Annotated in this window: 17 protein-coding genes; all 17 read right to left on the reverse strand. The window is 63.1% G+C overall.

The window, feature by feature from the left end; genetic code table 11:
- Positions 1 to 22 precede the first annotated feature (22 nt).
- Positions 23 to 1,309, reverse strand: coding sequence for a nitrous oxide reductase family maturation protein NosD (locus EBN1_RS17795; RefSeq protein ID WP_011239368.1), 1,287 nt, complete (start codon positions 1,307 to 1,309; stop codon positions 23 to 25).
- Positions 1,310 to 1,325: 16 nt separating this feature from the next.
- The gene (locus tag EBN1_RS17800) at positions 1,326 to 1,754 is read right to left on the reverse strand and encodes a hypothetical protein (protein ID WP_011239369.1); all 429 of its coding nucleotides are present in this window, start codon (positions 1,752 to 1,754) and stop codon (positions 1,326 to 1,328) included.
- 25 nt (positions 1,755 to 1,779) lie between these two features.
- Complete coding sequence (locus tag EBN1_RS17805; protein WP_011239370.1) at positions 1,780 to 3,954, reverse strand: NosR/NirI family protein; 2,175 nt, start codon at positions 3,952 to 3,954, stop codon at positions 1,780 to 1,782.
- A gap of 235 nt (positions 3,955 to 4,189) precedes the next feature.
- Entirely contained in the window at positions 4,190 to 6,151 is a 1,962-nt protein-coding gene (gene nosZ / locus EBN1_RS17810) for a TAT-dependent nitrous-oxide reductase (protein WP_011239371.1), read from the reverse strand.
- 250 nt (positions 6,152 to 6,401) lie between these two features.
- On the reverse strand, positions 6,402 to 6,842 hold the full coding sequence (locus EBN1_RS17815; RefSeq protein ID WP_157866650.1) for a hypothetical protein: 441 nt from the start codon (positions 6,840 to 6,842) through the stop codon (positions 6,402 to 6,404).
- Between the two features lie 97 nt (positions 6,843 to 6,939).
- Entirely contained in the window at positions 6,940 to 7,620 is a 681-nt protein-coding gene (locus tag EBN1_RS17820) for a response regulator (protein WP_011239373.1), read from the reverse strand.
- On the reverse strand, positions 7,613 to 9,568 hold the full coding sequence (locus EBN1_RS17825) for a histidine kinase (RefSeq protein ID WP_011239374.1): 1,956 nt from the start codon (positions 9,566 to 9,568) through the stop codon (positions 7,613 to 7,615). Before EBN1_RS17825 ends, EBN1_RS17820 begins: the two co-directional genes overlap by 8 nt.
- 104 nt (positions 9,569 to 9,672) lie before the next feature.
- Positions 9,673 to 10,371 (reverse strand): respiratory nitrate reductase subunit gamma, encoded by a 699-nt coding sequence (gene narI, locus EBN1_RS17830; protein WP_011239375.1) that lies wholly within the window; start codon positions 10,369 to 10,371, stop codon positions 9,673 to 9,675.
- A gap of 9 nt (positions 10,372 to 10,380) precedes the next feature.
- Entirely contained in the window at positions 10,381 to 10,923 is a 543-nt protein-coding gene (gene narJ / locus EBN1_RS17835; protein WP_041646564.1) for a nitrate reductase molybdenum cofactor assembly chaperone, read from the reverse strand.
- An 11-nt stretch (positions 10,924 to 10,934) separates the two neighbouring features.
- Positions 10,935 to 12,485 (reverse strand): nitrate reductase subunit beta, encoded by a 1,551-nt coding sequence (gene narH, locus EBN1_RS17840; RefSeq protein ID WP_011239377.1) that lies wholly within the window; start codon positions 12,483 to 12,485, stop codon positions 10,935 to 10,937.
- A gap of 169 nt (positions 12,486 to 12,654) precedes the next feature.
- Complete coding sequence (locus EBN1_RS17845) at positions 12,655 to 16,410, reverse strand: nitrate reductase subunit alpha (RefSeq protein ID WP_011239378.1); 3,756 nt, start codon at positions 16,408 to 16,410, stop codon at positions 12,655 to 12,657.
- A gap of 58 nt (positions 16,411 to 16,468) precedes the next feature.
- Positions 16,469 to 18,160, reverse strand: coding sequence for an MFS transporter (locus tag EBN1_RS17850; protein ID WP_011239379.1), 1,692 nt, complete (start codon positions 18,158 to 18,160; stop codon positions 16,469 to 16,471).
- Between the two features lie 27 nt (positions 18,161 to 18,187).
- Positions 18,188 to 19,471: an MFS transporter gene (locus EBN1_RS17855; protein WP_049780311.1), complete on the reverse strand. Its 1,284-nt coding sequence runs from the start codon at positions 19,469 to 19,471 to the stop codon at positions 18,188 to 18,190.
- 271 nt (positions 19,472 to 19,742) lie between these two features.
- Positions 19,743 to 21,005, reverse strand: coding sequence for a hypothetical protein (locus tag EBN1_RS17860; RefSeq protein WP_011239381.1), 1,263 nt, complete (start codon positions 21,003 to 21,005; stop codon positions 19,743 to 19,745).
- Positions 21,002 to 21,217, reverse strand: a complete 216-nt coding sequence (locus EBN1_RS17865) for a DUF2249 domain-containing protein (RefSeq protein ID WP_011239382.1) — start codon at positions 21,215 to 21,217, stop codon at positions 21,002 to 21,004. Before EBN1_RS17865 ends, EBN1_RS17860 begins: the two co-directional genes overlap by 4 nt.
- Positions 21,214 to 21,663, reverse strand: coding sequence for a hemerythrin domain-containing protein (locus tag EBN1_RS17870; RefSeq protein ID WP_041646565.1), 450 nt, complete (start codon positions 21,661 to 21,663; stop codon positions 21,214 to 21,216). The genes EBN1_RS17865 and EBN1_RS17870 overlap by 4 nt, the downstream gene beginning before the upstream one ends.
- 153 nt (positions 21,664 to 21,816) lie before the next feature.
- Positions 21,817 to 23,025 (reverse strand): BaiN/RdsA family NAD(P)/FAD-dependent oxidoreductase, encoded by a 1,209-nt coding sequence (locus EBN1_RS17875; protein ID WP_011239384.1) that lies wholly within the window; start codon positions 23,023 to 23,025, stop codon positions 21,817 to 21,819.
- Positions 23,026 to 23,134: the final 109 nt, after the last annotated feature.

Here is a 23,134-nt window from a genome sequence, read left to right on the forward strand (position 1 = left end):
CGCGGCCAGATCGGCGGCGCGCTCAGCGTGTGGCGGGGGAGTGCTTGTCACGCCATTTGCTCCAGTTCTCGTGTTCTGGCCGCATGCGCGGCTTCGGGTCGACGATGCTCGGGGCGCGCAGCAGCGGGAACTGCTGGCCGACGAGCCGCAGCGTCTGAACTGCGGGGCTCGCGAGCAGAAGTTTCATCATCGGGTGTTGCCAGGACAAGCGATCGACCAGATCGTTGGCTTCGTATGGAACATCCCCGTGGCCATCGCCGTTGCGGTCCCAGCCAAGATAATTGCTCCAGTAATTGCCGTCCTTGACGCCCCACAATTCGTCGCGCGCCGCGACGTAGCGGACCTGTTCGCGATTCGTGATGAAGTCGTTGCTCTCGACCTGGTTGTGCTTCGATCCCGCCCACAGGTGCGTGCCGACGATGTTGTCGACGACGAGGTTGTTGCGCAGCACATTGAATTCAGCGTCGTAGATGAAGAAACCGCGCTGGTTGCCGGCGACGACGTTGCCTTCGACGACCGAGTCCTGCAGCGTGCGCAGCATGATGCCGTGGTCGGAATTGCCCCACGCACGGTTGTTCCTGACGATCTGCCGGCGCGCCATCATCAGCGCGAGTCCACCGCGGTTGTGGTAGGACTCGTTGTCCTCCCAGCGGTTGTCGTTCGAATTCATGTAATGCGTACCGTAGCGCACGTCGTGGATGCGATTACCGGTGAATTCCGCGTGATGGGAGACGTCGACATAGATGCCGTCGCGGACGAAGCTGATGTGGTTGTTGCGGATTTTGGCCCCGGTCGTGTTGTAGAGCTGGATGCCGTTGCCGCGGCTCGCGGACCGGTAATCGCGCTTGCCGGTGATCACGTTCCCGTCGATCACGACGTCCTTGACGCCCTCGATCCACACTCCGAACAGGTTGTACGTGAGTTCGCAGTTACGCACCACCGCGCGCTCGGCGCCGGCTTTTATATAGATGCCCGCGTTCTGTTCGCCCAGCTTGTCCCCGGAGTTCGATACGATGAGGCCTTCGATCGTCACGTCCGGCGCAGTGATGCGGATGACATCCCCGATCCCGCCCGCATCGAGCGTGGGACGGTCGATGCCGCGCAGCGTGAGCGGCTTGTCGATCCGCACTCCGCCTGTGTAACGGCCGCGGGCGAGGGTGATCGTGTCGCCCGCTGCAGCGCGCTCGATCGCCGGCTGCAGCGGATCCCCAGGCTTGAGGTGCCAGGTTGCCGCGTGCGCCGAGCCGCCGAGGAATAGCGCGAGCAGTGCCAGCCGCGCGGCGGCGCGTGCTCCGAAAAGCAGCTTCATCGCACCCTTGGCCGTGTCACAGTACCAGCAGGCCGAACGATTTCAGCGCAATGAAGAGAGCCGCACCGATCAGGAGGTTTTTGAAGCCGACGTAGCAGATCATGTCCATCGTGTTGGCGACGCGATAGCGCCGCCCCCACCACGGCCCTTCCTTGACGTACGGCTTCGAGCCGAGGCGCACGATGACTTCGAACACGCTCCAGCCGAACCACCAGCCGATGACTGCACCAGCATGAAGCTGGCCCATCGCCGCGAGCACCCAGACGAGGCTGGCGGCAACTGCAATGGCCAAGCCGGCGGCGTGGACCGCCCGCTGCTGCTGGAAACCCGCACGGCTCCACGGCCAGAGGTGATCCCATATTTCTGCGGCAAGGTGACCGATCACGCCTTCGTGATCCGCGTAACGCGGCTTGGCGGGATCCGTCGGCATCGTCGGATTGATCATTTCGACTCTCCAAATCCTGCAGCGATCAGGCCGCTTGCGCCTTGTCGGCGGACATCGGCTTGATCGGAACGTAGTAGCCGTCGGCACCGATCGGCGTCAGCGGCAAGCCAGCCTTGGTACGGCGCTTGCGCTCCTGCGACAGCGGCGGACACGCCTGGCAATCCGTATAAAGCACCATGCAATCGAGACAGTGCAGGCATTCGCGGTGATCGATGCGCCCGTTCGCGTCGATCGCCTGCGCACCGCAGCCCACCGCGCAGGCCTTGCAGCTGCTGCATTCCTGCTTGCGGTCGAGGCCGAACCAGCGGAACGTCGACGGCATCGCGAGCGATGCGCCGAGCGGGCACAGGTACTTGCAGAAAGGGCGCTCGATGAAGATCGACAGGCCGAGCAGACCTGCTGCGAAGAGCGTGTATGGCCAGCTTCTGTTGAACATTCCGACGAGGAAAGTGGTCTTGAACGGTTCGATTTCCGCGAGCTTCTCGGCCAGCCCCATCGAGAAGAAGGACACGGCGAGCAGGCCGAAGAACACCCCGTACTTCACCCACTTCAGGCGGTCATGCCATTTCCGTGACAACTGGAACTGGAAGCGCTTGAGTCCCACCGCGCCGCCGAGCTTGTACAACAGTTCGGACAGCGAACCGAACGGACACAGCCAGCCGCAGAACAACCCGCGTCCCCAGAGGAAGACGGTCACGATGATGAAGATCCAGAACAGGAAGATGAACGGATCGGTGAGGAACAGTTCCCATGTCCATTGGAACAACAGGGCGTGGAACCAGGTAAGCACCTGCGTGATCGACGGCTGCGCGAGCAGGCCGAATCCGACAAAACCGATGCTGATGAGCCAGGCGCTGTATTTGAAGATATTGACCGGCCACTTGTTGTTGCGGCTGGCGCGGCGCGTGAGGCGGTCGCGGAACCCGTAGAGCGTACCGACGGCGATCAGCAGCGCTGCGAACAGGCCGATTTCGACGGCGCGCGTCTTCCATACGCGGACCCAGGGCGCATCGGGCTTGATGACTTCCGGGCGGCCGCCTTCGAGGTAGGTTTCCGGCAGCCAGTATTCCGAATCGAAGTTCACGAAACTGCGTGTACCTGTTGCGCGATCGACACGGTTGCCGAGAAACACGAATTTCCACGGGTAGGCTGCGGAGAAAGCTTTCGAACGGATGATGAAAATCGACGATTCATTAAATGCCGGCGCGCCGGCCGCTGCGAGACCATAAAGATTGACTGCGTCGAGGTCGCGGAACGTGAAGGAATCCGCCCCTTGACGGACCTGGACGCGATCGTAGATGCCGCCCCGCACGAAACCCGAGCCCTTGAAGGATTCGATGCCGCCGGTGCGGATCACGAACAGCGCGTGCTCGCCTTCTTTCAGGCGGCTCATCAGGCTGCGCCACGGGCCATCACCGAGAACGGCCCGGCCGACATCCGGCTGGTTGAGATAGCCGAACCAGAGATCGATGAACGGCTTGCCACCGCGCGGCAGTCCGACCTGTTCCGGGGTCACGACGAGGCGCTGGACGCTGCCTTCATCCACGAGAGTAGCCCAGTCGGACTTGACTCCGGTTTCGACGAACTTGGCCGGCTCGCGCACGGTCGGCTTGAGGATGCCGACCTGACGCGCGACGTTCGTGCCGGAGGTCATCATCACCTGGTTCTGGGCGATCACGGTGACCGTCGCCCCGGAGATCGCGTCGAGGCCGATGATGTTCTCTTCCGGACGGGACTGGCCGATCTCGATGTTGTCGCCGACGAACTTGCCGAGGTATTGCTGGTTGAAGCCGATCAGCGCCGATTCCGGAATCCCGAGCAGGAGGATCGGCTCGGAATGCTTCAGCACTTTCACGCCGGTGAAGCGCCCCGCGGTGTCCATGCCGATCAGCGTGACGACCGGTTTGCCGGAATACGCCGGCGTGTCGGTGATGTCGGTCGACAGCATGACGTAGCCGATCTTGCGCTTCTCGCCGTTTTCTTCGACGTAACCTTCGACGTACGGCGGCTGCCCCTTGCGCTCCGAGAAGGATGTCGCTCCCGGCAGGACTTCCGTACAGGCCACGTAATCGCACATCTTGGGCGAAGTAGCGAGCTCGTCGGGAAGCTTTGCCTCGTACGCGTCGGCGAGGGCTGCGAACGCGGGAAGGATCAGGGCGAGGGACAGCAGGATATTACGAAAGACAGCGGGGAATTTCATGAGGCTTACCGTTTGGAGGGGTGTAGGTCGAATATAAAAAACCCTGTTTCCGTTGTAATTGTTCCTGGTCAATTAATAAATTAACGACTGCTGAAATACCATGAAAAACAACGTTCGTAATTGGTGCCGAGTACCGTGGTGCCGAGTACCGGCAAGCTCACGGTCGAGCGAGATTGGGAGTATCGAGCCTGCCGGAGACAGCGAGTCTCCGGCAGGCTCGACAAGCTCGTAAAGCTTACGCTTCGACGATCATGCGGCTGCGCATTTCCAGATGCAGCGCGTGGCAGAAGTGGGTGCAGTAGCACCAGTACACGCCGGGCTTGTCGGCGATGAACGTGACCGACTTCGTTTCCTGCGGGCTGACGGCGAAATTGATATCGTGCTTCGGGATGGCGAAGCCATGGGTCAAGTCCTCGACCTTGTCGTGGTTGGTCAGGATGATCGTCACTTCGTCACCCTTCTTGACCCTGAATTCGCGCAGGCTGTAAGCGGGCGCCTGGCTCGTCAGCTTGACCGTGACTTTCTTGCCTTCGCGGAACACGCCCGATTCCTTCGGATCCTTCACCGCATGCGGGAAATCCTCGAGGGTGTACACCTGACGCGTCTTGATGATGTCGCGCCTGATGACGATCGAATCATGCGGCTCGGAGGTCACTGAGTGGTCGGCGACCAGCACCATCTTGTCTCCGCTGATGTCGATCATCTGCGCCGTTTCCGGATGCAGCGGGCCGACCGGCAGGAAGCGGTCTTTCGAGAACTTGTTGTCCGAGATGAAAAACTTGCCGTCCGCCTCTTTGGTTTCGCCCATCGACGTGAAGCCGTGACCCGGCTGGTAGTGCACGTCGAGCCGGTCGACAACGGGAGTGGCAGTTTTGTCGCCTTGATACGACTTGATCGCCGCTTCGACGTTCCACTTGACGATCTGGCTGTCGAGGAACAGCGTCGTGTACGCATTGCCCTTGTTGTCGAAACCGGTGTGCAGCGGGCCAAGACCGATTTCCGGCTCGGCGACGACGCATTCGCGCGCCTCCTTCACGCCACCGTCGAACCACTTCAGGACCTGCTCGTGGGAAATCACGGTCGCTGTCGGAGAAAGCTTGCCCGAGCAGGCGTAGTATTTTCCGTCCGGACTGGTATTGACACCATGCGGGTTCTTGGGAATCGGCACGTAGCAGGTCAGCGCAGTCTTCGGATCGGCGTTCGATGCCCTCAGGCCATCGACCACGGGGACTTTGGAGTCGCCGATATAAGTGACTTTCCCCGCCTTGACTGCTTCCTCGATGCGCGCGATGTTGAAAAACAGACACGCATCCCACTCCGCAGCCATCGTTTCTTCGTAGTGGACACCCATTTCGACGTTGTACTGGTTCGTGCAGGCAAGCTTGCCGTCGTACGAACTGGCGACCAGATCGCAGTTGCCGTCGATCAGCACTTGCCAGCGTACTTCCATCGATTCCGCGTCGACGCAGGAGAACACCGAACGGTACGCGGCGACGTCGTCGAGGCCGTGCCCGTCGTTCGGCAAGGGAATCGAGAATTCCGTGCCGCAGAAGACGCGCGTGGTGTGGTTGATCGCGGGATCGACCGGATCGCGCTTGTCAGGGAACGTGCCGTGAAAACCCTGGACGTTCGGCAGTTCGGTGATCTTGTCGCACTCCATCGTGTCGAGACGCACGCGGGCGAGCCGGCCATGGATCTTGTCGTTCACCCAGAGGTACTTGCCATCATAGGTGCCATCGGTATACGACGGGTGCACGTGGTGAGTGTCACCGGTCCGATACTTCATGCTGCCGTCGGGCTTGGTGCCGATGATCGCCTTCGATTCGTTCGTGATCCCCCAGCCGACCATGCAGTCCGTATTGAATACCGGGATGCTCTTCAGCTGGCGGCCGGACGGCAGGCCGTAGATGCGCACGTCGCCCGAGTGGCCGCCACTCGAGAACGAATAATAGGTATCGAGTTGGCCCGGCGCGACTTCATACTTGCCGACATGCTCGACAGGCACGGCTTCGGCCGGGGCCGCAGCAGCGGGCGCGGCAGGTGCGGCGGACGGCGCCTGCTCCTGTTTGCACGCCGACAGCCCGACCGATAGTCCGGCGCCGGCAAGGCCGGCAAATGCTGCGGTATTGAGGAACTTCCGACGGCTGGGGTCCGGCTGACCGTCAAGCTTTTGATCCTGGTTCTGGTCCTGGCTCATGTGGGCGACTCCGTTCTACAAGATGATCAATATTCGCTGAGGCCTGCTCTCTTGCCGGAAGAGCGGCAGGACGCACAGTAACATGCAGTTACAACAATTGTCATATTCTTCGGGGCTGCATGCTAATGGAAGCGGTCGCATTGTTCCTTGACCGAAGACAAGGACACACGACGGCGTGGAATCCGAGACCGCACGAGCGCGTACGGTGGGGATCGCAGCCTCTCAAGAGGGGCCCCCAGTTCATCAGGATTCATGCTTGTGCGATGGAGACGAAGATCATCACCATGAGCGGTATCCAGAAGACCACGGCGACGCTGTATACCATGTAGGTCACGTGCAGCGCCTCGAGATCGCCGCTGATTTGCAGTTCCATGCGAATATCGCGGTAAAGGGTACGCAGCGCGACGAAGTGCGCGAGCAGATGCACCGCGACGAGTGCGGCGAGGCTTGGAATCGCAAGAACGATTGCCGATCCCCAGAGCGGGGACGCGGCGCGCGCCGCGATCAGATAAGCTTGTGCGTGCGTCGGGCGCTGTCTCCCGACAGGGGTCGTGAGACGCAACATTCCGGCGAAGAGGTGGACCGAGGCGATTTCGGCAGCAAAAACCAGCAGCGCTACCCATTCCCAGTTCCCCGACGCCGGATTCATGCGGTAGATCTCCGGATGATCGCGCATCGCGAACACGATCATGAAAGGCGGAATCAACGCAAAGGGGAGCACTACGCGGCCGAAAGTGGCGCTGCGTGAAGGGCCTGATGTTTCCAACACAGTCTCCATCAGCCCCGCATCAGGCCTCGGAATCCTGCACGATTCCCTGTTCGACGGCAAAAACCGCAGCCTGCACGCGGCTCGTCAGGTTGAGTTTGCGCAGGACGTTCTGTACGTGAATCTTCACGGTGCTTTCAGCCAGTTCGAGCTTGCGCGCGATTTCCTTGTTGCTCTGCCCGCGCGCAAGAAAAGCAAGGATTTCGCGCTCGCGCGGAGACAGCTTGTTGAGTTCCGATGCGACCGCCGTCTGCGCCGCGGTTTTGACCGGAAGCTCGCCGCGCACGCCTTTCAGGAGTTTCCCCATCATCTGCGGCGAAATCACGGATTCGCCCTCGGCTGCCCTGTTGATTGCCGCGATCAGGGCATCGGCCTCGATGTTCTTGAGAAGATAGCCGCAGGCTCCCGCGCGCAACGTTTCGATGAGATCCTCGGCGTCTTCCGACACCGTGAGCATCAGAACGTGGGAGTTCGGCGCCTCTTCCGCCATCATCGCGGCGGCGTCGCGCCCCGAGAGCCCGGGCATGTGCAGGTCGAGCAGCACGACATCAGGCTTGAGCTGCCCGGCGCGCTTGACGCCCTCCATGCCGTCGCCGGCCTCGCCGACGATCTCGAACTCCGCATGGCGCTGCAGCAGCGACTTGATGCCGCTGCGGAAAAGGGCGTGGTCATCGACCAGGAGGACACGGATCGGATCAGGCATCGATGAGGTTTTCCTTCTTGACGCGGGAAAGTTCGACACGGATTTCGGTACCCTTGCCACGTGCGGAACGTATCGAGAATCGTCCGCCGATGCGCAGCGTCCGCTCTCTCATGATCTCGAGTCCGATGTGGGCCTCCTGCGCTGCGGTACTGCGGTCGGCTTCATCGAAACCGACGCCGTCGTCGCGAACGACCACCGAAAGTCCGTCGATGCCGCGGCGGATCACCACTTTCACAGACCGCGCATTCGCGTGTTTGCGCACGTTCGACAGCGCCTCCTGGACGACATAGAGAACCTGCGTCTCGGCTTCCGCGTCGAGCGGGGCTGCATCGCCCAGCACGTCGAGGTCGGTGGCGATGCCGGTTTGTTCGGCCAGGCGACGCAGGGTCGCGGTGATCGCCAGGGCCAAGTCCTGTTTTTCGACGCGCGTGCGGAAATGCACCAGCAGTTCGCGCACGTCGTCATAGCTCTCCTGCACGCCCTGACGCAGCATCGCCAGCGTGTCGCGCGCTTCGCCCGCCTCATTGCGGTCGAGCGCGCTCTCGAGCATCTGCACCTGCAGGTTCATGAAGGCGAGACCCTGCGCGATCGAATCGTGCAGTTCGCGTGCGAGCAGGTTGCGTTCCTCCGATACGGCGTGTTCGCGCCCGCTCGCCTGCAGCCGCTGGTTCTCGATCGCGATGCCCAGCTGCTGGCCGAGCGTTTCGAGCAACAGGCGGTCGGAGTCGGAAAGGGGCCGAGCGCCGACGAAATACAGGTTGTAGATGCCGAGCGTCTGTTTGTTCGCGGTAATCGCCGTGGCCGTGATGACCTGGAAGCCTGCTCGCCGGCATACCGACAGCGTCAGAGCCGGATCGGGAGCGCTCAATTCCGACACCAGCGATGTCCCGCGCCGCACCGCCTCGCCGCACAGGCATTCGCCGCATTGGAGCACCGCCTCGCGATCGATGAACTCCCGGTCGAGTCCGTTGTGCACGGTCAGGCAGAGATTCTCGGATCCGCTGTCGAGCAATCGCGCGGAGCTGGCCCCGGCACCGAAGGTCGCCTGGACGCGCTGCAGAAAACCTCTGCAAAGGCTGTCCACGTCACTGGGCTCACGCAGGAAAGCGCCGATATCGTAGAGGATTTCGAGTTCGCGGTTTTTTCCCTCGAGACTGCGCGTCTTTGCCGCGACCCGCTCCTCGAGCGTGGCGTACAGGCCTTGCAGGTGGACCGCCATGCGGTTGAAGCCTTCCGACAATTCGCCGAATTCGTCGCTCGCGAGCACCGGGACGCGCGCATTGAAATCCTCCTGTTCCATCCGCTTCATGCCGTCCTGCAGTTCGCACACCGGCTGGATCACGAGGACGAAGAAGAAACGGATCAGGACCAGTGTGCCGATGATCGCCAGCGCGATCAGGGACACTTGCGAGGCGCGCAGAATATCGGTGTTGCGGGCGTAGCTGCGCTCCATCTTGAGCACGACTTCGTTGATCCCGGAGACGAAGCTTTTGACGGTGCGATCGAATTCGGCCAGGCCGGGGCGACGGCGCTCGGGGTCGGATGTGGCGATCAGGTCGGCGAGCACGGGACGGATGCGCAGGGACCAGAACTCGGCCATCTCGTCGAGATCCGCGGGAATGCCATTGTCGCGCGGGATGAACAGTGGCCGGCGCGGGTCACCGCGACGAAGTTCGCCGAACACACGTTCGAAGTCGTCGAATTCCGACTTCAGGGAAGCGGTAAACGCCATCGGATCATTCGACGTCGCAGCCGGGCCACGTGCCAACAGGTGGTCGATGCGGTAGGCGCGCATCCGCAAACTGCCGGCATCGTTGATCGCGGCAGCCGCTCCTTCGAGCTGCCAGGAGATGAACAACGTCAGGCCGATCGCGGTGAGGGCGACAAGGAAAAACACCAGCAGAATGCCGGTGATTTTGGTGGCCAGACTGTTGCGCAGACGCAGCATGAACGCTCATTGCGAAAGAAGGCCTGCAGACTACGACGCAAGTCCTCCTCGAGCAAGAGCGGGCAGCACAAAATGTGCTGCCCGATACTACTTTCGACTCAGGTTCAGGCTGCCTTGACCTGGCGCTTGGTCCGCACGATCTGGTAGGCACGACCCAGATAGCTGATCGGCGCAGTCCAGACATGGACGAGACGCGAGAACGGGAACAGCAGGAAGACCGTCATGCCGAAGAACATGTGCAGGCGGAACACCGGCTCGACCGCATCGAGCAGCGCCGGCTGCGGATTGAGCGTCAGCACGCTCTGCACCCAGCCCGACAGTGCGAGCATCACGCCCGGATCGCCATGGTTCGCATGACCGATCGAGATCGGCAGCGTCGACAGGCCCAGCAGCAGCGTGATCATCAGCCAGGAGATGATGAAGACGTCCATCGTGCGGCTCGCGGCGCGCACGCGCGCGTTGAACATGCGGCGCAGCCACAGGATGGTGCCGCCGATCAGGCACATCGTGCCGAACACGCTGCCCGCGACGATCGCGAGCCACTGGTGGTCGAGGTCCGACACGCCGAGCGCGATCCAGAGCGCGTGGGGCAGCACCAGCCCGGCGAAATGGCCGGCGAAGATCGCCAGGATGCCGATGTGGAACAGGTTGCTCGCGACCCACATGTAACGCTTCGACAGCAGCAGCGACGAGTCGGTCTTCCACGTGTACTGCTCGTTGTCGTAGCGGATCCAGCTGCCGACGATGAACACCGTCAGTGCGATGTAGGGGTATACCCCGAAAAAGAAGTTTTGCAGGTTCATGATGTCTCCTCAGGCAGCCAGGCGAGCGAGGCTGCCCTGTTTCTCGATGATCCGGACCAGCTTCGCGTGACCGCTGCCGGATTTTTCCAGGTTGTCGGCGAGCACTTTCAGCACCTTCGCGACGTCGGCGAGGAACACCCGCGCCTCGTCGAGTTCGATCGTCGACACGAACTCGAGCATGACGGGCAGGTAGTCCGGCAGTTCCTTCTCGTCGACCTTCAGCCCGTAGCTGCGGTAGAACTCGCCGAGATCGATCAGCGCCGGTCCGCGCGTCTTCTCCTCGCCGAACAGGTGGTGAGTCAGGTGCAGGCTATGCTCGGCGGTGAGGTCGAAGCACTGGACGTAGTTGCCCTGCAGTTCGAGCGACTCGGTGGCAAGCATCGCGGTGATGAACTCGGCGACCTGGCCCGCCTCGTCGGCGCTGAGGACATTCTCTTCATCGAGGCCGACGACGAAGGCGCGCGCGTCATTGCCGGTCATTTCGCGCAGTGCCGCGAGAAACTCGTCGTTCGGGTAGTCGAGAAGGGCGGAAAGCAATCGGAAAATTTTCATCATCGTCTCCTTTATTCGCGCGGGCCGGCGAGCGGCGCGGGTTCGCGCGGCTCGGCGCTGTCCTTGCGGCGCTCGGGGAACAGCGAATTGCGCGTCACGCCGGTCGACGAGTCGTTACCGAACGTGAAGCCGTTCTGGCCCTGGAAGGCGTGGTAGTCGTCGAGACGGATTTCCTCGTGCGCGGTCGGCACGACGAAGCGGTCCTCGTAGTTCGCGATCGCCAGATAACGGTACATCTCCTTCGCGATGTTCTCGTCGATGCCGGCGCGCTGCAGCGGCCCGACGTCCGGCTTGCCTTCGACGTGGATCGAGCGCATGTAGGAGCGCATCGCGAGCAGGCGGTTGAGTGCGCCCGTGATGTATTCGGTCTTGCCCGCGGTCAGCAGGTTCGCGAGGTACTGCACCGGCAGGCGCATCGCCTCCGCTTTCGGAATCACGCCGTCGGCTTCGGTCGGCAGCGTCTTCTGGTCGATCTGCGACTGCACCGGGGAAAGCGGCGGTATGTACCAGATCATCGGCAGCGTGCGGAACTCGGGGTGCAGCGGGAACGCGATCTTCCACTCGACTGCCATCTTGTAGATCGGCGACTTCTGCGCGGCGTCGATCCAGCTCTGCGGCACGCCGTCCTTCAGCGCCTGGGCGATGATCGCGGGGTCGTACGGATCGACGAAGAGGTCGAGGTGGGCCTTGTAGAGGTCCTGCTCGTTGTCGGTCGAAGCGGCGTCCAGCAGCTTGTCGGCGTCATAGAGGATGATACCGTTGTAGCGGATGCGGCCGACGCAGGATTCCGAGCACACGGTCGGCAGGCCGGATTCGACGCGCGGGTAGCAGCCGATGCACTTTTCGGCCTTCGACGATTCCCAGTTGAAGAACACTTTCTTGTACGGGCAGCCGGAGATGCACATCCGCCAGCCGCGGCAGCGGTCCTGGTCGGCGAGCACGATGCCGTCTTCCTCGCGCTTGTAAAGTGCGCCGGACGGGCAGGACGCGACACAGGCGGGGTTGATGCAGTGGTTGCAGATGCGCGGCAGGTACAGGTGGAAGGTGTTCTCGAACTGCTTGTACATCTCCTTCTGCATGTTCGCGAAGTTGGCGTCCTGCGAGCGCGCGGCAAATTCGCCGGCCAGGTCGTCTTCCCAGTTCGGGCCCCACGTGATCTTGTCCATTTTCTGACCGGTGATCTGCGACACCGGGCGCGCCGTCGGCGTGGCTTCCGACAGCGGCGCGTTCTGCAGGCGGGCGTAGTCGTACGTGAACGGCTCGTAGTAGTCGTCGATCTCCGGCATGTTCGGGTTGGCGAAAATCTGCACGATCTTCTTCAACCGGCCGCCGGCCTTCAGTTCGAGCTTGCCGTTGACCTTTTCCCAGCCGCCTTTCCACTTTTCCTGGTTTTCCCACTGCTTCGGATAGCCGATGCCGGGTTTCGATTCAACGTTGTTGAACCAGGCGTATTCGATGCCCTTGCGGTTCGACCAGACGTTCTTGCAGGTCACCGAGCAGGTATGGCAACCGATGCACTTGTCCAGGTTGAATACCATCGCGAATTGCGCGCGGATTTTCATTCGTTTCTCCTAATCCTTGATCCTGGGAGCGAGGGCGTGGTGCCGCTTCGCTCCGGGTGGGGTATTTGCTCCGCGGGCTGCGGAACTCGCTCGCTATGCTCGCTCAGACAGTCCTCGCCCGCTCCGCAAACACCCCACCCTCCGTAAATACGTCCTGTCGGCTCCTCAATTACCGCGGGCCGACCCCGACCGGATTGCGCTGCGCTTCCCGCTCGGCGGTCAGCGGCCGTTCAAGCCAGTCGATGTCCTGGTCCGCGACCTTGTGCAGCACCACCATCTCGTCACGCTGGCAGCCCACCGTGCCGTAGTAGTTGAAGCTGTACGCGAGCTGAGCGTAGCCGCCGACCATGTTCGTCGGCTTGACGATCACGCGCGTCACGGAGTTCAGGATGCCGCCGCGCTTGCCGGTGGAAGGCGAGCCGGGGACATTCACCGTCTTTTCCTGTGCGTGGTACATCAGCGCCATGCCGCGCGGCACGCGCTGCGACACCACTGCGCGGGCCATCGTCGCGCCGTTCGCGTTGATCGCCTCGACCCAGTCGTTGTCCTTCAGGCCGATTTCCTTCGCATCGTCTTCCGACACCCACACGTACGGGCCGCCACGGAACAGCGACAGCATGCGCAGGTTGTCCTGGTACGACGAGTGGATGCCCCACTTGGAGTGCGGCGTGATCCACGACAGCGTCAGGTGCGGCTTCTTGCGTACCGAATCGGGGATCACGTTCTGCGCCTTCGTGTCGACCGGCGGACGATACGCGCAGAAACCTTCGCCGAAGTCGAGGAACCACTCGTGATCCTGGTAGAAGTGGGCGCGGCCGGTCAGGGTGCGGAACGGGATGTGCTCGTGGATGTTCGTGTAGCCGGCGGTGTAGCTGACCGTCTCCGATTCGATTCCGGACCACGTCGGCGCGGTGATGATCTTGCGCGGCTGGGCCTGGATGTCGCGGAACGTGATCTTGTCCTCGTGGCGTCCGGCGTACAGGTGATGGTGGTCGATGCCGGTCTTCTTCGACAGCGCCGACCACGACTTGTGCGCGACTTCACCGTTGGTCTCCGGCGCCATGCGCATCACCGCGTCGCACACCGAGATGTCTTCCTCGAGCGACGGCATGCCGAACGAGATCCCCGGCAGCTTCACCGTGTAGTTGCACTTCTTGAGCTCTTCGTATTCCTGGTCGGTGTTCCAGTCGATGCCCTTGACGTTGTTGCCGAGCTTGGTCATCAGCGGGCCGAGCGCGATGTACTTGCGGTAGGTGTTGGCGAAATCGCGCTCGACGAGCTTGAGCAGCGGCAGCGTCTTGCCCGGAACCGGCTCACATTCGCCGCGCTTCCAGTCCTTGATGCCGCCCAGCGGCTGCGCCAGTTCGAACGGCGAGTCGTGCTGCATCGGCAGCGCGACGATGTCCTTGACGACGCCGAGGTGCTTCTCGGCGAGATCCGAGAAGGTCTTCGCGATCGTCCTGAAGATCTGCCAGTCCGACTTCGACTCCCAGCCCGGCGTCACTGCTTCCGACAGCGGGTGGATGAACGGATGCATGTCGGTGGTGTTGAGGTCGTTCTTCTCGTACCACGTGGCGGTCGGCAGGATGATGTCCGAGTAGGCACCGGTGGAGTTGAGGCGGAAGTTGATGTCCACCATGAGGTCGAGCTTGCCGACCGGAGCTTCGCCGTGCCACTTCACTTCCTTCGTGCCGGCGCCGTCGCCGCCTTCCTGCAGCACGCCGTTCTGCGCGCCGAGGAGGTGCTTGAGGAAGTACTCGTGACCTTTCGCCGACGAGCCGATGAGGTTCGCGCGCCACACGAAGAGGTTGCGCGGCCAGTTTTCCTCGGCGTCCGGATCGGCGAACGCGACGTCGAGCTTGCCGGACTTGAGCTCGTCGACGATGTACTGCGCGACACCGGCCTCGTCCTTCGCGCCGGCCTTCTCGGCCGAGGCAACGAGTTCGAGCGGGTTGCGGTTGAAGTGCGGCGCCGAAGGCAGCCAGCCGAGGCGGGTGGCGACGACGTTGTAGTCGGCGAGCTTGTAGCCCTTGTACTTGCCCTTCGCAGCCGGCTGCAGCAACTCGTCGGCGTCGACCGCCTCGTAGCGCCACTGGTCGGTGTGGAAATACCAGTACGACGTCGAGTTCTGGTGGCGCGGCGGACGCTGCCAGTCGGTCGCGAACGCGATCGGCGCCCAGCCGGCCTGCGGGCGCAGCTTCTCCTGGCCGACATAGTGTGCCCAGCCACCGCCGCTCTGGCCGACGCAGCCGCACATGTGCAGCAGGTTCATGATCGACCGGTACTGCATGTCGTTGTGGTACCAGTGGTTGATCGCCGCGCCCATGATGATCATCGACTTGCCGCGCGTCTTCGACGCGTTGCTGGCGAACTCGCGACCGGTGCGCTCGATGTCGGCGGCCTTGACGCCGGTGACTTTCGCTGCCCAGGCGGGAGTGTAGGCAACCGACGAGTCGTCGTACGAACGGGCGACGTTGTCGCCGCCGAGGCCGCGGTCGATGCCGTACTGCGCCACCTGCATGTCGAACACCGAGGTGACATAAACGGTTTCGCCCGACGCGAGCGTCAGCTTGCGCACCGGCACGTTGCGGTACAGCAGGCCCGGCTCGCCCGGCTGGAAGTGCGGGAAACCGACCGGCACGACTTCGTCGCTGGCGTCGATGCACGACAGCTCGGCTTCGATCTCGTCCTGCGTGGCGGCGTTCTTCGCCAGCAGGTTCCACTTGCCTTCCTCGCCCCAGCGGAAGCCGATCGAGCCGTTCGGCGCGACATACGCGTTGGTGCGCGCGTCATAGACAATCGTCTTCCAGTCCGGGTTGTTCGCTTCGCCGAGGCTGCCTTCGAAGTCGATCGCCCGCAGGTTGCGGTCCGACACGTAGCCGTCGCCGAACGGACGCAGGATCACCTGCATCGGCAAATCGGTGTACTTGCGCGCGTATTCGGCGAAGTAGGGGTCCTGGCGGTCGATGAAATATTCTTTCAGCGCGACGTGGCCCATCGCGAGGAACGCGGCGGCGTCGGTGCCCTGCTTGACGGGCATCCACAGGTCGGCGAACTTCACGTATTCGGCGTAGTCCGGTGCCATCGACACGATCTTCGTGCCCTTGTAGCGCACTTCGGTCGCGAAGTGCGCGTCGGGCGTGCGCGTCATCGGCAGGTTCGCGCCGGTGATGATGATGTAGGTCGAGTTGTACCAGTCGGCCGCTTCGGGCACGTCGGTCTGCTCGCCCCAGGTCTGCGGGCTCGCTGCCGGAAGGTCGCAGTACCAGTCGTAGAACGAGCCGCAAGCGCCGCCGATCAGCGACAGGTAGCGGGCGCCTGCCGCGTACGAGATCATCGACATCGCCGGGATCGGGGAGAAACCGTAGATGCGGTCCGGACCCCACTTCTTGATCGTGTAGATGTTCGCCGCGGCGATGATCTCGTTGACTTCCTGCCAGTCGGTGCGCACGAAGCCGCCGAGGCCGCGCACGGTGATGTACTTGTCGCGCTTGGCATTGTCGGCCTGGATCGCCGCCCACGCTTCGACCGGATCCTTGCCCGTCTTGCGTTCGGCACGATACAGCTCGAGCAGCCGGCCGCGGATCATCGGGTGCTTGATGCGGTGCGGCGAATAGAGGTACCACGAGAACGATGCACCGCGCTGGCAACCACGGGGTTCGTGGTTCGGCAGGTCTTCACGCGTGCGCGGGTAGTCGGTCTGCTGCATCTCGAACGACACCAGGCCGTTCTTGACGAAGATCTTCCACGAACAGCCACCGGTGCAGTTCACGCCGTGCGTCGAGCGCACGACCTTGTCGTGACGCCACCGGTTGCGGTAGGCGTCTTCCCAGTTGCGATCTTCGTTCGTGACGATGCCGTGGCCGCCGGCAAACGTGTCCTTGACCTTGTCGAAGAACTTCAGTCGGTCGAGAAAATGACTCATTGCTTGCTCCTGTGATTCTGCGATTCGTAATCGATCGGTTTTCTGGAAAGAAAGGGGGTCAGGGGTTGCGGATGTAGGCGTTCTTCCGCAGATAGAACCACCAGTTGAGGACGAGACACGCCGCGTAGAACACGGCGAAGCCGTACATCGCGTTTTCCGGCGTGCCGGCCTTGATCTGCCCGCCGATGACGACCGGCGCGATGAAGGAACCGTAGGCCGCGACCGCCGAGGTCCAGCCGAGCACCGGGCCGCGCTGGTCCTGGTCGAAGACGAAGCCGACGGTGCGGAAGGTCGAGCCGTTGCCGATGCCCGAGGCGGCGAACAGCAGGATGAAAAGCAGCATGAAGGCGAGGAAGTAGCTCTCGGGCGTGGCCGACTGGTAGGCGAGATGCATCACGTAGCCGGTCACTGCCGATGCGCCGACCAGCACGACCGAGATCACCTGAGTGACGATCGAGCCGCCGAGCTTGTCGGAGATCCAGCCACCGACCGGTCGGATCAGGGCGCCGACGAAGGGGCCGATCCATGCGTACATCAGCGCGGAGGGCGCGTTCGGGTTCTTCGCATGCACCCAGACATTTGCCGCCGGATCGAACACGTGCGTGTTGCCGAAGATCACCGTGATCGACAGCGGCAGCGCCATCGAGAAGCCGATGAACGAGCCGAAAGTCACAACGTAGAGCGCAGTCATCGACCAGGTGTGCTTGTTGCCGAAGATGGCGAACTGCTTGTTCAGGTTCGTCTTCATTTCGCCGGTCGCGACCGCCTTGAGGGCGAACAGCGTGCCGAAGATCACCAGCGGCAACACGATCCACATGCCGTTGCCGGCGAGCAGTCCGGAGCCGTTGGGGGTCGGCAGGTAGAGGTACAGGCCGATGCCGGAGACGGCGAGCGCGATACCGTACATCAGCAGGATGCGGCCCATCGCCACGCCGGTCGAGCCGGTGTTCGGCGATACGACCTTGAGGTTGTTCAGGCCGAACCAGCCGATCACGGCGAGTGGCACGAGCAGCAGCAGCCACACGAAGCCGGCGTTCTGCACGAAAGTCGGGGTGCCGGCGGCGATCTTCCCGATCAGCGTCGCCGAATCCTTCGCGAGCGGGATCGCGTCGCCGCCGATTGCGCCGAACAGGCCCAGCGTCATCACTGCGGGGATCAGGATCTGCGAGGTCGTGACGCCGAAGTTGCCGAGACCGGCGTTCAGCCCCAGCGCCGTGCCCTGCAGGCGCTTCGGGAAGAAGGTGCTGATGTTCGCCATCGAACAGGCGAAGTTGCCGCCGCCGATGCCCGACAGCAGCGCCATCAGCTGGAAGACCCACAGCGGAGTGTTCTTGTCCTGCAGCGCAATGCCGGTGCCGAGGGCCGGGATGATCAGCAGCACGGTCGTCAGCCACACCGTGTTGCGACCGCCGCAGAGCCGGATGAAGAACGACGCCGGGATGCGCAGCGTCGCGCCGGACAGGCCGGAAATTGCCGCTATCGAGAACAGCTGGTCAGGCGTGAAGGGGAAGCCTGCATTGGCCATCTGCACGGTGATGATGCCCCACATCAACCACACCGCGAAGCCACAGAGCAGGCTGGGGATCGAGATCCACAGGTTGCGGTTCGCAATGCGGCTGCCTTCGCGCGCCCAGAACTGCGCATCCTCGGGATGCCATTCGGCGATGTCCGGACCGCGCGGACGCTCTCCCGGACTTACGCCGGCAGCTCCCGGAGTCGCGGTAATCGGACGCAGTTTTGCAGGTGACATGGAATTACTCCTGTTTCAGGGGTTCGTTCACTTCGTTGCGGTCACGGGCGCGGTGCCGCCATGCAGCACATCCGCTTCGCCGCCGTGCATCACGTCGGTGCGGCGCACTTCGGTCCAGTACATCCAGATCAGCGAAACCCAGGTGACGCCGTAGAGCAGCATGAACGCGCTCGAGCGCACGCCGGTCAGGTCGAGGAGCGCGCCGAACATGATCGGCAGCAGGAAGCCGCCCAGCCCGCCGACGAGGCCGACGATTCCCGACACCGCGCCGATGTCGTGCGGGAACTCGTCCGAGATGTACTTGAACACCGAGGCCTTGCCGAACGCCCAGGCGACGCCGACGGTGAACATCAGCACGGTGAAGAACCAGATGTTGTGATGGATCGCGAAAGTCTTCGGGCCGGCTACCGTCATGATCGTGAATTCGGTGTGCGGGTACGACAGCAGGAACAGGCACACCCAGGACACCCACATCACCCACCAGGTGACCTTGTGGGCGCCGAAGCGGTCCGAGAACCAGCCGCCGACCGCGCGCAGCACGCCGCCGGGCAACGAGAAACAGGCCGCCAGCAGCGCTGCCGTCTCGAGGCCGAGGCCGAATTCCGCGACGTAGTACTTCGTCATCCACAGCGCCAGCGCGACATAGCCGCCGAAAACGATCGAGTAGTACTGACAGTATTTCCACACGCGCGGATTCTTCAGCACGCGCAACTGGTCGGAGAACTTCACGCTCGACGAGACGCGGTGCTTCGGATCGTCGTAAGTGAAGAACCAGAACGCGATCGCGATGATCAGCATCGCGACCGCGAATGCCTTCGGCACGAACTGCCAGCCGTAGGCAACGACCAGCGCCGGGGCGACGAACTTCGTCAGGGCGGCGCCCGAGTTGCCGGCGCCGAACACGCCCATTGCGAAACCCTGGTTCTTGCGCTCGAACCAGCGCGCGCAGTATGCGATGCCGACCGAGAACGAACCGCCGATGAGGCCGACGAAGAGGCCGGCGACCAGGAACTGCCAGTATTGCGTTGCCTCGCCGATCAGGTAGATCGGCACGACCGCCGCCAGCATCAGCAGGAAGAACACCACCCGGCCGCCGAGCTTGTCGGTCAACAGTCCCAACGGCAGACGTACCAGCGACCCGGTCAGCACGGGAGTCGCCGCGAGCAGGCCGAACTGGGTTTCATTGAGGCCCAACTGCGCCTTGATCGGGATCCCGATCACGGCGAACAGCATCCACGCGGCAAAGCACATTGTGAATGCCGTGGTGCTCATCAGCAGAACGGAGAACTGCTTTTGACGTTGTGAGGGCATGTTCCTTCCATCCTCGAATGTGGAGCGGAGATCGCTCCAGGCCGGGACGAAGCGTATGCCTTGCGGAAGCTGCCCGCCATTCGCCAAAAGCATGGGAAAGTGGTAGTCCTCCGCCCGGAGAACTAGTCATTTGGAACTAGTCCTCGAGGTGCACCGCTGCGTGAGGCGACCGATCAGGAAGAAATCCGGGGGGACTGCAGCGGTCCGATCGCCGGAATGACGAAGGCCGCCCGGACGGCGGCCTTCGAGGATTCCCGTGAGACGCTGCGCTTCAGGCGCTGCGGGCGTTGTGGTATGCGCCGAGGACGCGCATCAGGTTGGCGAACAGCAGGCCGAACTCGAGCATCACCAGCACTCCTGCGGCCCGGACGACGAGCGTGCTGCCGCTGAGCGCCGCGATCAGGAGCACTGCGAGAGCCACCGCGTGGGCGATGAGATGCTTGCGGATCGGACCGTCCGGTTGCAGCTTCTTCATGTTCGGCGCTTTCATCCCCGCCTGCGACAGATGCAGCCACGCGAGAAACGGGACGATCTTGTAGAGCATGCCGACGATCGCTGTGACGAAGCCGCCATGCAGGATCAGGATGCCGGCCAGCACCGGCCACACGTCATGATCGAACCGGTGTGCGGCGACGATGCACAGAAGCCCGGCGATCATGCACGACATCGCGAGCTGGAACGCGCGCGTCGTGTTGTCCGGAACCGAACGCCGGGAGCGGGTCTGCAGGCGCAGCGTCGTGATCGCAAACGCGCCGGACAAGGCGGCCAGCGCGATCGCCAGAATGAATTCGAGCAACGAAAACCCGGCGAGCACGGCCGCGCTCCATGCGACAAGCGCCGCGCATGTCAGCAACGCCCAGTAACGTGTGAGCCGGGCCGGATAATTCGGCGTGATCTGGAACATCGGCACGACGACCCAACTCGTCGCCGCCAGCAACAATCCCGACCCGCCGAGCCACGCCCAGCCGACATGCAGCTTGACGACGGTTGCCAGCGGCAGGGACAACCCGCCCGACAGGATCATCGCCAGCGCCATCCCGAGCGTGGCCGCGATGCCGAAGCCGAGCAACGCGAAGCGCAGATCCCTGGGGGTCGCCTGGGCGATCGGCGTGCGTCGCAAACCATACCCCGCGGCCACCAGAAACACACCGAACGTGATCCCCAGCAGCACGACCGCGGCGTTCAGGAACGGCGGCGAGCCAGCTCCGAGCCCCCACGTCAGGCTTGCGACGCCCGTCGCGAGACCCACATGAACGATTCCCGCGACGATCCGCGCATTCGGAATCGCCGCCCCGGCCACCACCGGCAGGATCTGGAACAGGGCCCCGAACATGATGTTCAGCATGAACCCCACGGCGATCAGGTGGGTCAGCGCAAGCGCCCCGGGAGTCCATCGCGACCCGAGCAGGTCGGGAACGAGAAGGAGCACCACTCCTGCAAGCGCTCCGAACAGCGGCGCCGTCAGGAAAAACCTGAGCGGCGTCGAAAACGTGGGCGCAGCTTCGTAGCTGAGACTGAGGTCGGCGGTAGTCATGGGGCGACGATGTCGATTTCGACCACACCGTCGTCGCGAACCCGGCTCTCATAGCGATAGCGGTCGCGGTCGAGGATGCGGAACAGTGGATAGGGCATGCGATCGAGGAGCAGCTTCACGCCTTCCCCGGGACGCAGGTCGGCGATCGCCTCCATGACGAGTTCGAAAGGCTGTGGGGGCTCGAGCCCCCGCGCATCGATGACCTGCTTCATGCGGCCTGTTCGCGGCCCAGCTGCTTCGCGAGCGTGGGCGGGAGGTTTTCCCCGGCAAGCTGCGCGTCGCACATCGGGTAAAGGACGTTCTCTTCCTTCATGTTGTGCTGCTGCATCAGGATCAGCAGCGTTTCGGCTTCGCCCGCGTAGTCGTCCTTGTCGCGCCGGGCAACTGCATCGCGCATGCGCTCGAGCGCTTCGCGCATGTCCGCGTGCTCGCCGCGCATCACTTTGGTCGGGCCTTCGGTCATGCCGGTGACGGATTCGAAACGCGGGAAGAGGATCGATTCCTCGGCGGTGAAATGCGTTTCGAGTTCGGCGATGAACTTTTCCAGTTCGGCAATTCCCTCATCCCACTTGCCGCGCGAGATGGCGGTTTCAGCCCGAGCGAAGGATTCGTCGCAGCTGCGGTGGTCGTGGCTCATAAGCGTGGTGATGTCGTTCATGGTGGGCGTCTCCTTTAAGGTGACCCCATTCTCCGAATTCACACACTGGCGACCTTGATTAGAGTCAAATGGTCAGGAAGCCAACTTCAATTCGTACGCGGCCGGCTGCCTGCAATGCAGACGGGATTATCGCGCCGCCCCCCCCCGGAGGCGTCACACGGACTGGCCGGCCGCGTGCCCGGAAGACCACGCCCACTGAAAATTGAAACCGCCGAGGTGGCCAGTGATGTCCATCACCTCGCCGACGAAATGGAGGCCCTTGCACGCGCTCGCCTCCATCGTCTTCGAGGACAACGCGCGGGTGTCGACGCCGCCCAGCGTCACTTCCGCCTTCGCGTAGCCTTGCGTGCCGGACGGCATGATCTCCCAGGCCGACAATGCGGTGGCGACGATCTTCAACTCGGCTGCGCGGAACCGGTTCAGTGGCCGCTCCCAGCCGTGCAAGGCGCACCACGCATGCGCGAAGCGCCGCGGCAGGCGCTCGGCAAGGAGGTTCGCGAGCAGCCCGCGATCGCCCGCGTGCTGCTCGAGCCAGGCCTGCGCGTCGATTCCGGGGAGCAGGTTGAAACATACCGGCGCCCAGTCCCCCGCATCGTACGCCTGCGCCTGCCAGTAGCTCGACACCTGCAGCACGACCGGGCCCGACAGCCCTCGGTGGGTGATCAGCGCGGCTTCGCGAAAACGTCCGCCGTTGCATTGCGCTTCGATGTCCAGCGAACAGCCGGCAAGCGATGCGAAGCGCTGCAGCGTCTCGGGCGGCAGCGTCAGCGGCACCAGCGCCGGGCGGGGCGGCACGACCGGAATGCCGAATTGTTCGGCGATGCGGTACCCGAACGGCGTGGCGCCGATCTTCGGAATCGATAGTCCGCCGCACGCGATCACCAGGTTGGTGCACGTATATCGTCCCCGGGCCGTATCGACGGCGAAGCGGGCGAGAGCGTCTTCCTGGCGGGCGACCGCCTCGACTCGCAGCGGCATCGCGAAGCGCACGCCGCCGTCTTCGCACTCGGCCCGCAGCATGTCGATGATCTGCTGCGCCGATTCGTCGCAGAACAGTTGTCCAAGATTGCGCTCGTGATAACGGATGCCGTGGCGCTCGACGAGTTCGATGAACTGGGCGGAGCCGTAACGCGCCAGCGCGGAACGGGCGAAATGTGGATTGCGCGAAAGGAAGTTTTCCGGCCCGACGCGACGGTTCGTGAAGTTGCAGCGGCCGCCGCCCGAGATGCGGATCTTTTCCGCGAGCTTTTCGGCGTGATCGATGATCAGCACCTTGCGGCCGCGCCGGCCCGCCTGGGCCGCGCACATCATGCCCGCTGCCCCTGCACCGATCACGATCACATCGAAATTCAGCTCGGCCAACGGAGTCGCTCGACAGGTGGAAAGCGGCGCAGCATACGCCGCCGCACGGGGTGCGGCAATTCGCAGGCGACAGGGGCCACATTCCCAGGTCACGCTCCGCCTGCTAGAT

Origin of the sequence: Aromatoleum aromaticum EbN1 (assembly GCF_000025965.1) — a bacterium.
Taxonomy (GTDB): Bacteria; Pseudomonadota; Gammaproteobacteria; order Burkholderiales; family Rhodocyclaceae; genus Aromatoleum; species Aromatoleum aromaticum.